This window comes from Clostridium sp. (assembly GCF_036660475.1).
Taxonomy (GTDB): Bacteria; Bacillota; Clostridia; order Clostridiales; family Clostridiaceae; genus Clostridium_J.
The window spans coordinates 207,516-219,126 of record NZ_JAVXAO010000007.1 but is presented as its reverse complement, the minus strand read 5'-3'; the positions used below and the strand labels follow the sequence as shown (position 1 = coordinate 219,126).

Annotated in this window: 11 protein-coding genes and 3 tRNA genes; all 14 read right to left on the bottom strand. The window is 32.0% G+C overall.

Going from position 1 to position 11,611, the window contains the following annotated elements; translation table 11 throughout:
- Positions 1-88: 88 nt before the first annotated feature.
- Positions 89-165, bottom strand: a tRNA-Met gene (locus RSA29_RS11605).
- A gap of 3 nt (positions 166-168) precedes the next feature.
- Positions 169-244, bottom strand: a tRNA-Met gene (locus RSA29_RS11600).
- A 5-nt stretch (positions 245-249) separates the two neighbouring features.
- Positions 250-338 (bottom strand) — tRNA-Leu (locus tag RSA29_RS11595).
- A 192-nt stretch (positions 339-530) separates the two neighbouring features.
- Entirely contained in the window at positions 531-947 is a 417-nt protein-coding gene (locus RSA29_RS11590) for a S1 domain-containing RNA-binding protein (protein WP_346933981.1), read from the bottom strand.
- A gap of 86 nt (positions 948-1,033) precedes the next feature.
- A complete protein-coding gene (locus tag RSA29_RS11585) occupies positions 1,034-1,300 on the bottom strand; it encodes a septum formation initiator family protein (protein WP_346933980.1) in 267 nt (88 codons plus the stop codon).
- Positions 1,301-1,423: 123 nt separating this feature from the next.
- Complete coding sequence (yabQ, locus tag RSA29_RS11580) at positions 1,424-1,804, bottom strand: spore cortex biosynthesis protein YabQ (RefSeq protein WP_346942838.1); 381 nt, start codon at positions 1,802-1,804, stop codon at positions 1,424-1,426.
- Positions 1,805-1,823: 19 nt separating this feature from the next.
- Positions 1,824-2,120, bottom strand: coding sequence for a sporulation protein YabP (gene yabP, locus RSA29_RS11575; RefSeq protein ID WP_346933978.1), 297 nt, complete (start codon positions 2,118-2,120; stop codon positions 1,824-1,826).
- Between the two features lie 77 nt (positions 2,121-2,197).
- Positions 2,198-2,458, bottom strand: coding sequence for an RNA-binding S4 domain-containing protein (locus RSA29_RS11570; protein ID WP_346942839.1), 261 nt, complete (start codon positions 2,456-2,458; stop codon positions 2,198-2,200).
- Between the two features lie 262 nt (positions 2,459-2,720).
- Positions 2,721-2,996, bottom strand: coding sequence for an HU family DNA-binding protein (locus RSA29_RS11565; protein WP_346933976.1), 276 nt, complete (start codon positions 2,994-2,996; stop codon positions 2,721-2,723).
- A 117-nt stretch (positions 2,997-3,113) separates the two neighbouring features.
- Positions 3,114-4,568: a nucleoside triphosphate pyrophosphohydrolase gene (mazG, locus tag RSA29_RS11560; RefSeq protein WP_346942841.1), complete on the bottom strand. Its 1,455-nt coding sequence runs from the start codon at positions 4,566-4,568 to the stop codon at positions 3,114-3,116.
- Positions 4,569-4,584: 16 nt separating this feature from the next.
- Positions 4,585-6,120 carry a polysaccharide biosynthesis protein gene (locus RSA29_RS11555; protein ID WP_346942842.1) on the bottom strand — a complete coding sequence of 512 codons (1,536 nt, stop codon included), beginning with the start codon at positions 6,118-6,120 and terminating at the stop codon, positions 4,585-4,587.
- A 175-nt stretch (positions 6,121-6,295) separates the two neighbouring features.
- Positions 6,296-6,844, bottom strand: coding sequence for a stage V sporulation protein T (gene spoVT / locus RSA29_RS11550; protein WP_346933973.1), 549 nt, complete (start codon positions 6,842-6,844; stop codon positions 6,296-6,298).
- Between the two features lie 159 nt (positions 6,845-7,003).
- Positions 7,004-8,008 carry a peptidylprolyl isomerase gene (locus tag RSA29_RS11545; RefSeq protein WP_346942843.1) on the bottom strand — a complete coding sequence of 335 codons (1,005 nt, stop codon included), beginning with the start codon at positions 8,006-8,008 and terminating at the stop codon, positions 7,004-7,006.
- A gap of 84 nt (positions 8,009-8,092) precedes the next feature.
- Positions 8,093-11,608 carry a transcription-repair coupling factor gene (gene mfd / locus RSA29_RS11540; RefSeq protein WP_346942844.1) on the bottom strand — a complete coding sequence of 1,172 codons (3,516 nt, stop codon included), beginning with the start codon at positions 11,606-11,608 and terminating at the stop codon, positions 8,093-8,095.
- Positions 11,609-11,611: the final 3 nt, after the last annotated feature.

Sequence of the window (11,611 nt, the reverse complement as noted above, 5' to 3'; positions counted from 1 at the left end):
TTTAACCACCGCAGGATTTTAAGTCCTGTGCGTCTGCCAGTTCCGCCACTCCAGCTTATTAATTGGCATTTTAATTTATTCAAGAATATGGTAGCGGAAATAGGACTTGAACCTACGACCCTTCGGGTATGAACCGAATGCTCTAGCCAGCTGAGCTATTCCGCCACATGGTTGCGGGGGCAGGACTTGAACCTACGACCTTCGGGTTATGAGCCCGACGAGCTGCCAACTGCTCCATCCCGCGATATTTGGTGCTGAAGACCGGAATCGAACCGGTACGGTGTTTAACCACCGCAGGATTTTAAGTCCTGTGCGTCTGCCAGTTCCGCCACTCCAGCTAATAGTCTGTCACATCTCAGCGACAATATTTATTATATGTTATATTCATTATTATGTCAACAGTATTTATGAACTTTTTTATTTATATTTCCCTAAGTCTACTTTTCATTTTCATCTAGCATCCTATTGATGTCAATTACAATTAAATAAGAGTGCTTAAATAAGCACTCTTTAACCTTTTGGTATAAACCTTAGTTAGCACCTTTCTTACTATATCCTCTGCCTTTTCCGCCATCTTGATGTCTCTTAAGATCTTGAAATCTTTCTTCACTATCCTTTAAGAATTTTGACATCCTGTCTTCAAAGCTCCCTGCTGTTGTTGTCTTAACTTTTTCTTTTTGCCAATCTACATCTACAGGTTTAAAAGATTTTTTAGGTACACCTGCTTGTTTTATGGATAAACTCATTTTACCATTATCATCCACAGATATGACTTTAACTTTTACTACGTCATTCTCTTTTAAATGATCATGTACATTCTTAACGAACACATCAGAAACTTCTGATATATGCACTAATCCTGTTTTTCCCTCCACTTCAACAAATGCACCAAAATTTGTGATATTAACTACTTTACCTTCGATAATGCTTCCAGCCTTTAAGGTCATATTAAAAAGACCCTCCTTAAATTCATAATTTAAATTTATATTATACCATATTTAATATAGAATTAAAATATAGTAACTTTCGAATTTCATTTGTTGTTTATTACAGGTGATTCGCCCTCTTTAACTAGGCCCAATCTTTCCCTTGCTAACTTTTCTATATATTTATTATCCTTTGATAGCTTAATCTCGTCTTGCAATTTTTGATTTTTTTCTTGTGCCTCTTCAAAATCAGAAGTATATTTTTCAATATCTCTATGCTGTCTAAACATAATAATTTGTTGATTTATAAAAACAAATCCTACATAGAAAGCTATCCCTAAAAGAATTATCTTTTTAAAGCTGAATTTCTTCATATTGAATTTTCCTTTCCAATCTTAAGTTGATGCTTATATACATCTTATTGCCCACACTTAATTAACTACATAAATATATTGTAAATTGTATTTTTACTTTCTTCAAGTATTAATCTCATTATTTTATATATTTTTTTTATTTTTATGAAAAATTATCCTTATAGGATAAGATAACCTATAGAATATTATTCTTACCGCAGCTAAAAAAAATTTCAAAATCTTCTCATAGCTAAATATGAACACCTTGCTAAATATTTTAGAATAAAAAAATAATCCAATCCCATTATATATAAATACATTAAAATTCATATATGCATAATTAGTGTACATCATAAAAATGAAAACTACAATACCAGTAAGTATCCAAAATAAGATATCCTGTATCACAGTCACAATCTTCCCTGGTTCTTCTAGTCCTCTTATAACTCTATACAAATCGTAAACAACACCAATTAGCATACCACTAAATAAGGAAAATATAAATAGTGTCACTTGTCTACTCATATCGAATACCATAATTTAATTACCTAAATATCCTTGCAATAATTCCATTTTGCTTTTTAGGACGTTTTTCTTCACTTGTATATGCTACATAGGATATTTTCCCGGTTATCACTACATCTCCATTTTGAACGTCCAATTTAGTCATCTTTAGTTCTTCACCTCTAATATCCATATCTCCTAATACTGTTACTATAATTATTTGATCTTCATTAAAGCTTATTATTTCTAGAACTCCATCTAGAGTCATTTTTTTTCTATTTTCTAACGTAAAGAAACTTTTTTTATTTTCTAATGTTATATCTTTATTTTGTTCCATAATATCCCCCTTATAACTAAAAAACATATTAACTTTCTATAAAGGTATATTCATTAGAACATATTTTATGCTTTTATTTATTCTTTATCTTCTACGCCACTTATTATCTCATACATACTCTTTGCTTGCTCTTTATTGACATGAGCTGCAATGTTTATAATCTTAGCTTTCATTAGCTGATTAGCAAACTGAATTTCTATAATATCATCTTCTTTAACCACGCTACTTGGTTTTGCTACCTTACCATTAATAGAAACCCTTCCATTTTCGCACACTTCTTTTGCAACTGTTCTTCTCTTAATTATTCTTGAAATCTTTAAATATTTATCTAATCTCATCTTTTACCCCCAAACTATAGATTCTTGCATCTCTATTAAATCTATACTTATACTTCCATTTTTATTACAACCTATTTTATATAACCTACTACTCTTGAACCCTTTGCTCGTATTAGCCTTGATTAATAATATTATCCTCACTTATCAGTATACAAAGCCTTTTTAACTTCATCTTATTTTAGAATTTACTTCACAACCATTATTTATTATCGTCTGCTATAGAAGAAAAAACCCAGAATATATCTAGGCTTTTTCAAAACAACTATTTATTTACGATATCTTTAAATTCTTTTCCAACTTTAAAAACTGGAACCTTAGATGCTGGTATTTGTATCTCTTCTTTTGTTCTTGGGTTTCTTCCAACTCTAGCAGCTCTTTCTCTAGTTTCGAAAGTTCCAAATCCAACTAATTGAACCTTTTCTCCACCTTCAAGAGTTTCTTCAACGCTTTCTATAAACGCTTTTAAAACTGCTTCGTTATCTTTTTTTGTTAATCCTGATTTCTCTGCCATTTTTGCTATTAATTCTGATTTGTTCATAATAGTGCCTCCTTAATGTTAAATCCATACAATTTATATTTTAACTGCATGAAACAATACTTACAATATTCTTGTAAATTATCTAGAATCCTTCTTTTTTTTTAGAAAATTTATCTTTTATAGTAAATCGTACTTTTTAGCCTCACTCCATAGATTTTCCATTTCCTCTAGCGACATTGATTTTATATCAATCCCTCTTTTAGTTCCAGATTCTTCAATAAATTCAAAGCGTCTTATAAATTTATCTATAGTATAATTTACTGCAAATTCTGGGTCAATGTCAAGAAGTCTAGCAATATTTACTGTTGCAAAGATTAAATCTCCTACTTCTTCCTGTATTTTTGACACATCAGAGCTTTTATATACATCTTTTATCTCTTGTAGCTCCTCTAAAACTTTTTCCATTGCTGGCTCTACATCTTTCCAATCAAACCCAACCTTACCAGCTTTCCTTTGCACTTTATCCGCTCTTATAAGTCCAGGCAGGCATTTTGGTATATGTTTTAATGTATCTGTATAACTATTAAATTTCTTTTCTTCGCTTTTAATAGTGTCCCAATTATCTAAAATTTCTGTAGTATCATTTACTTTCACATTAGAAAAAATATGAGGATGACGATTTATCATTTTATTTGTTATTGATGATATTATGTCATTTATATTAAAATACCCATCTTCTTTACCTATTTGAGCATGGAATATAACTTGTAAAAGTACATCTCCAAGTTCCTCAACAATTTTCTCATCATCTTGCTCATCTATAGCTTCGATAACTTCATAGCATTCTTCTATCAAATATCTTTTCAACGATTCATGAGTTTGTTCTAAATCCCACATACATCCATCTTCGCTTCTAAGCTTTGACATAACATTAATTAAATCTTGAAAATCCTTAGTTTCTTGAATCTTTTTAGGAATATAAATAGATGTTAAGTAATCTATATCTTCTTGTCTATCTAAATCATATAGCTTAATTTTTCTTATGCTTTCCTCACCTTCAACACCTGCTGCTCTAACAAAATATATTTCAGTATCATCCTTATAATATTCACATAGAGCCAACTTAGTTTCAGATGCAATAAATTTATTATATACCTGAGTTATTATAACCCCTAACCGTTTATCCATAACTTGTTCTTTTATATCAAAAGCATCTATTATCTTTATCCCTTCTATTGGATCTAATCTTAAACTTTCAATAACAGCATCTACAAAGCTCACTGATGGCATCAGCTTAGTTTCTATACCCTTTTCCTTACATAGGTCTAGCAATAACATTACTGATCTTTCTGCCACTAATGGATGCCCTGGTACTGCATATACTAAATCTCCAGATTCAGCATGCAATTTTATAAGATCTTCTGCAATAGCCTTATATATCTCATCAAAGTTGTTATATTTTTCATAAAACTTATCGCAGGTATTAAATTTCACTCCAATGGATTTTAAATAATCTACATTTGGATGTTTTTCTGTTCTAAAATAGATATTTTCACTACCCTTTAGGATTTCTAGTACCCCTATAGTTAATGCATCCTTCGACCCAGGCCCCAGACCAACTATTGTAATCATTTGAATCTACTCCCCTTTATTTTCCTGTAAATTTTCCTCTTATATCTTCAAAAGTAAACACTCTAAACACCATTGCTAATATACCATATATTGTAACACCAATGGCGATAGCAACTAAACAAGATATTCCGTTACTTATTGTATAATTATAGACATTATTATATATAAAGACAACAGCTATTATCATAATTAGCGAGATAAATAACGGTTTTATAAATACTTCATAAAACCCAATTTTCACTCTAAGCAGACGTTTAACTTCTATTATATTTAATATACTAGTAACCCCATATCCAACTATACTTCCAATCACTGCCCCATATATGTTCATTCCGGGCATCCCAACTAGTACGTAAGTTATTATCACCTTAAATATGCACCCTACCCCCAAGTAGTATACAGGCATCATATATCTCCCACAACTTTGCAGTAGCGAGGTCGTTGTTTGTGTAATAATGATTAATGGAATTGTTAATGATAATAACTTTAATATTTCATATCCCGCTATATCTCCCATAAACACTAATCCCATTATAGGTTTAGCCATGAAAAATAGCCCTAAACAACTTGGTATTCCAATTACAAACGATAGCTTAAATACCATATCTATTCGTCTGCTTAGCTCTCTCTGATTTCTCATAGAATACAGTTCTGAAACTATAGGTACTAATGCAGCACATAGTGCTATCGATAATGCTAGAGGTATATTCTGAAGTGTCATAGCCTTTCCCGAGAATTGACCATACAAGCCTGCACTCTCTTCAATGGTGTATCCTGCCACCAAAAGTCTCTGTGGAACTATTACTGAGTCTATAAGCGCCATAATTGTACCTACAGCAGCACCTACTGATATTGGTAGTGCCGCTTGCGTTAATGTTCCAAGAATCTCACTATCCTTCTTAGTTTTAATTCCACGCCCCCTTCCTTTAACCTTGAAATATTTAATTCCAAGATATACACTTCCAAACACTCCACCAATCACTGTTCCAAATACTGCTCCCGCAGCTGCATATTCAATTCCCCTTGGTAACAGTATGTACGCAAATAGCACTCCAAATATCACTCTTCCAAGCTGCTCTACAACTTGCGACACCGCTGTACTGTTCATATTTTGTAACCCTTGGAAATATCCCTTGAATGTGCACATAATGCACACGAATACCGGCCCACAAGAAATTACCATAAATGAATTATATGACTTTGGATCCCATTTTAAAAAACTTACGATACTTTTACCAAAATACATCATTAGGAACGATGCAATAAACCCTAAGGGAATCATTATTTTTAATGTTTGCTTTAAAACCTGTTCAATTGAATTTATATCATTTTTAGCATTAAATTCTGATATTAGCTTTGACATTGCAATAGGAACACCAGATGCTATTGCAACAAACGTCATATATATAGGGTAAGACATTTGATAATATCCCATACCTTGATCTCCTATTAGATTTTGTATCGGTATTCTAAAAAATAGACCTAAAAATCGCGCAAAAATTGTTGCTACTCCTAAAATTATAGTTCCTTTTAAAAGTGATTGTTTTCTCATACTTCCTCCTTAAATACTTTATATATTTAATAGGTATTTTAAAGAGGAACCTTTTATTACTTTATTACATATATTATGTTCATCACAATTTTATCATGCTGTAATATCACATGGTTAAAACAAAATAAAAACAGCGTTCAAATCTGCCGCTGTTTTTGTTCAATATTCATACTAACTATTGTTCCATTTGCTTACCCAAGAAAGATGCCGCAGCTTCAGCTAGTTTTGCCTCTACCTCACTAAATTTAACATTATCTTTTGATGCTATAATTACAGTTCCTACAGTATCACCTTCTGCTATTATAGGTACTATAACTTGAGCTGCATATTCTTCCGAACCTTCACCATCACATATCGGTATTAGATTTTGTGCGGTCTTGTCTAAACTCGTTGATTTACGTTCTTCCATTATTTTATCAACTTCATTACTAATTTTTTTATCTAAAAAATCCTTCTTGGTTCCTCCACTAACCGCTATCACTGAGTCTTTATCACATATTATTACTATGTTTCCTATCGTCTGATGTAGTGCTTCACAATACTCTTTCGCAAATTCGCTAAGCTCCTCAATTGGAGAATATTTTTTCAAAATTACTCCACCATCTCTATCTGTAAAAATTTCAAGTGGATCTCCTTCCCTAATCCTTAAAGTTCTTCTTATCTCTTTCGGTATTACAACACGACCTAAATCATCTATTCTTCTTACTATTCCAGTAGCTTTCATTAAATTTCATCCTCCTTGTTAACACTAAGTATATATTTAATGTTATTATTATCCTTCTTAACTCAAATTTTATACACTATAGAAATTTTTTCATAAAAAAAACTAACACCCATTTCAAAGTGTTAGTCATTCTAATGTTTAATTCAATTAAGTATTTCTCTATTGAGCTAATTTATCTTCATACAGTTTTATTCCAGCAGCATCTTGCCACTCTTTTACTGTTTTTACCCAAGTATTATATTGGTTTTCTTCTAATAATGAAGTTTTTATTTCTTCTTTAACATCATCTAAAGGTTTAACTGGATATTCTTCTTTATCTAAGCACTTTATAACATGGAAGCCAAACTTTGTAGCTATAGGGTTCTTAGTATATTCTCCTTTATTTACACTAATAGCAGCCATTAAAAATGTCTTATCATATTTATTACTAGTATACTCAATCCATCCTAAGTCTCCACCCACATCTTTAGTTCCATCAGTTCCTTTTTCAGCTGCAAGTGCTGCAAAGTCTTCACCTGCATCTAGTCTTTTTATTATATCTTTAGCTTCTTCCTCTGTTTTAACTAAGATATGTGCTGGTTGAACCTTATTTGGTTTTTCAGTAAATAAATTTTGATTACTATCATAGTAAGCTTTTGCTTCTTCATCTGTTACAGTAACATCTTTAATTGCTTCATCATAAACAATGTTCGATACTACTGCTGGTCTCAACTCTTGCAAGAATTCCTCTTCAGTAATCCCTGTTGCTTTAAGTGCTTCCGCATAAGCTTCTGGAGTATCGTATGAACTTTTAATCTCCTCAAGCTTTTCAGCTGCTAAAGTTTTCACTTCTTCATCTGAAGGAATTATTCCTTGCTCACTTCCATGTTTTCTTATTATAATATCATTTACTAGAGTGTCAAGAACTTGAAGACGTTGCTCTTTAAGATATTGCATCGCTTCTTCATTTTCCTTATAGTTCTCACCGTATTGAGCTTTGACTTTAGTAATTATCATTCCTAATCTACTATCAACATCACCCAACGTGATTTTTTCGTCATAAACTTTAGCCACCACGGTTTTATTTATTCCTTTTTCGGTTTTTTCCACCATACTACACCCTACAGCTGAGAGCATTAGGGTTGTTGCCATAATCCCTGCTAGAATTTTCTTTAATTTTATCACTTTATAATCCTCCATTCAGTTTTATTAAGTTAAAACGCATTTTAATTTTACCATAAAAAAACAATTAATTAAACACTCGTAAAATTATTTACTTATTGTTGATAAATCCTTAATAATTTCGATTAATTTATCAAGTAATTCCTTCTTATTAACATCCTTAATTTTATATATAAGCACAGGTGCATCCCCCATATTGAAAATGATTTGCTTTCTATAGTTCTCAAGAATATGCTTAACCATATTTGATGTTAAATAATCTTTATTTTGGAATGTTAACCTAGCTTGAACTCCAGTATCTTTTATCTCAAGAATTCCAATATCTCTGGCTATAGCCTTTAAGTATGCAATATTCATTAAATTATATACACTGTCTGGTATATTTGAATATCTATCTTCAATCTCTTCAATTACATCTAACATATGGTCATATGATTCTATAGCTGCAATTTTTTTATACACTTGTATCTTTTGAGTCTCATCCTTTATATAGTTACCAGGTATATATGCATCTATTTTCATATCTACAGTAGTTTCAATAGGTTCCTTATCTATGTCGCCTCTTACAATGCTTACTGCCTCTTCCAACATCCTACAATATAAATCATACCCTACTGAAGACATGTGACCACATTGAGATGCTCCCATTATATTCCCTGCGCCTCTTATTTCTAAATCCCGCATAGCAACCTTAAGCCCTGACCCTAGCTCTGTAAAATCCTTTATAGCCTTTAACCTTTTTTCTGCTACCTCTGTAAGTACCTTATCTTTAGTGTAAGTAAAATATGAATATGCAATTCTATTAGTTCTTCCTACTCTGCCCCTTAATTGATAGAGTTGTGATAACCCCATCTTATCTGCATCTGCTATAATCATAGTATTTGCATTTTGAATATCTATTCCGGTTTCTATTATTGTAGTTGAAAGTAATATATCATATTTTTTTTCTACAAAATCTAAAATTACCTTTTCTAATTCTCTTTCAGTCATTTGTCCATGCCCCACAGCAATTCGAGCTTCTGGAATCAATTTTTTTAGGTATGTTGCTGTATCATTTATTGTTTCAACTCTATTGTATACAAAAAATACTTGTCCTCCCCTATTCATTTCTCTAATAATCGCATCTCTTACGAGTTGATCATTAAATTCTACAACATAGGTTTGTATTGGGTACCTTTCTTCCGGCGGTGTCTCAATTATGCTTATATCTCTAACTCCCGTTAAAGACATATGCAAAGTCCTCGGTATCGGTGTTGCACTTAAAGTAAGTACATCTATACTCTTCTTCATATCTTTTATCTTTTCTTTATGGGTAACTCCGAATCGTTGTTCCTCATCTATAACCAATAATCCAAGATCTTTAAATATAACATCCTTTTGAAGTAGTTTGTGAGTTCCAACAATAATATCAAGATTTCCCTCTTTTAAAGATTTCAAAGTTCCTTTAATCTGAGCTGCCGTTCTAAATCTACTAATCATATCCACCTTTATTGGGAAATCTGAAAATCTTTTTGTCATATTCTTATAGTGTTGTTCTGCAAGAATCGTAGTAGGTACAAGAATAGCAACTTGTTTCCCATCCATGACACACTTAAATGCAGCCCTTAATGCGACCTCAGTTTTACCATACCCAACATCCCCGCATAGCAGTCTATCCATTGGTTTGTCACTTTCCATATCTCTCTTTATGTCTTCTATAGCCGTTAATTGATCTGGTGTCTCTTCAAATGGAAATTCACCTTCAAATTGACTTTGCCAAGGTGTATCCTCAGAATATCTATGACCTTTAAGTGTTGATCTTATTGCATAAAGCTTAACTAAGTCTTCTGCTATATCCTCTACCGATTTCTTAACCTTACTCCTAGCCTTCGCCCATTCACTTCCACCAAGTTTATTTATCTTTGGAGACTTACCTTCTCCTCCAATATATTTTTGTACTAAATCTAACTGTTCTACAGGGACATACAGCATATCTCCAGAGTTATATTCTAGTACAAGATAATCTTTTTTATTACCTTGTACATCTAATTGATTAATCCCCTTATATACCCCTACTCCATGGTTTACATGTACAACATAGTCACCTAATTTAAGCTCTGTAAAATTCTTAATCTTTCCCGGACCTTTTTTATTAGTCCGCTTTACTGATTTTCGTTTCGATTGTCCAAAAACTTCCGAATCTGATATAACACATATCTTCAACTTAGGATATTCAAACCCTTTAATAGAATTTCCAAAGGTTACTACTACTTGACCTTCTGAAACACTGGAAACTAAATCCTTATAAGTAGCCTCTATCCCTCTATCCCCTAAGGTGTCAATTAATCTTTCACCTCTAGTTCGCGTCCCCGATAAAATTAAAGTTCTATATCCTTTTTTCTTCTTTTCCTGTATATCTTCAATTAGCAAATCAAGTTGTCCATGATAATCATGAGTTGTTATTTGGGATAACACCACAGTTTTTTGAGGTTTTAACACCTTAGTTGATGATGACAAGCTTTGAAGTATTATGCTTCGCCCACCTTCTAGTTGACTCTCAATAACCTCTTTAGATATGAGTAGTTCACCCTGCTTTGGAAGAATATTACCACGACTTAAAAAGTTTTCATAGTTTTCTCCAAATTCAAAATAGATACTTTCAAGCTTACCCATTGACCTATTTACATCATCAATAATAACTACACTATCCTTAAAATAATCCATGAATGTAGTCTGCTTATTATAAAAATAAGGTATAAAACTATCAATAGTTTCAAAACTCCATAGCTCTTCTAAATTCTCAAGATTTGATTTTATAGTTGTCGTAATTCTCTCTAGAGCTTCCTTGTCTTTAGATTTTTTGAATCTAGCTACTGAAGTTTCCAACTCATTCTGTATCTGTGACTTACCTAATTGAATATTATTTTCTGTTAATATTATTTCTTTAGCTGGAAATATATCTATTTTGTCAACCTTATCAATACTTCTCTGAGTATCTTTGTTAAATGTTCTTATAGAATCCACTTCATCATCAAATAATTCAATCCTAAAAGGCATACCACTAATAGGAGGATAAATATCTATTATCCCCCCTCTAACAGAAAACTGCCCAATATTCTCTACAACACTGCATCGTTCATATCCACATTTTATAAGATTTTGGCTTAATTCTTTCACATCTATAACACTACCTACAGCCACTTCAAAAGTAAATTTTTTGAAAAGTTCCACAGGCGCATAAGATGCAGCCAATGATTCTATGGATGTAATAATAATATTTTTATCACCGCTTAAAATCTTATTTAAAACTTTTAACCGCTCCCACCTTAAATCTCCTGAAACGGCTTCTACATTGTAAAACGTTACTTCCCTAGTTGGAAAGTAATACACATCATTGCAATAGAAACTCAAATCCTCATATATATTTTTCGCTTCCATATCATTATGAGTTAATATCAGCATACTTTTATCTATTTCTTCATATACACCATATAGCATATAGCTTTTTCCTGATTCTGAAAGACCTTGAATCTCTATTGGATATTTCCCATCTTCTATAGACCTCTTTACATCATTAAACTCACTGCTTAGTTGCAAAGGTGTCATTATTCCCTTTAATCTCAAATT

Excerpts from the sequence above, each read along its gene's own strand:
- RSA29_RS11590 (WP_346933981.1), bottom strand. The coding sequence starts at position 947 with ATGACCTTAAAGGCTGGAAGCATTATCGAAGGTAAAGTAGTTAATATC.
- RSA29_RS11585 (WP_346933980.1), bottom strand. The coding sequence starts at position 1,300 with ATGAAGAAATTCAGCTTTAAAAAGATAATTCTTTTAGGGATAGCTTTC.
- yabQ (WP_346942838.1), bottom strand. The coding sequence starts at position 1,804 with ATGAGTAGACAAGTGACACTATTTATATTTTCCTTATTTAGTGGTATG.
- yabP (WP_346933978.1), bottom strand. The coding sequence starts at position 2,120 with ATGGAACAAAATAAAGATATAACATTAGAAAATAAAAAAAGTTTCTTT.
- RSA29_RS11570 (WP_346942839.1), bottom strand. The coding sequence starts at position 2,458 with ATGAGATTAGATAAATATTTAAAGATTTCAAGAATAATTAAGAGAAGA.
- RSA29_RS11565 (WP_346933976.1), bottom strand. The coding sequence starts at position 2,996 with ATGAACAAATCAGAATTAATAGCAAAAATGGCAGAGAAATCAGGATTA.
- mazG (WP_346942841.1), bottom strand. The coding sequence starts at position 4,568 with ATGATTACAATAGTTGGTCTGGGGCCTGGGTCGAAGGATGCATTAACT.
- RSA29_RS11555 (WP_346942842.1), bottom strand. The coding sequence starts at position 6,120 with ATGAGAAAACAATCACTTTTAAAAGGAACTATAATTTTAGGAGTAGCA.
- spoVT (WP_346933973.1), bottom strand. The coding sequence starts at position 6,844 with ATGAAAGCTACTGGAATAGTAAGAAGAATAGATGATTTAGGTCGTGTT.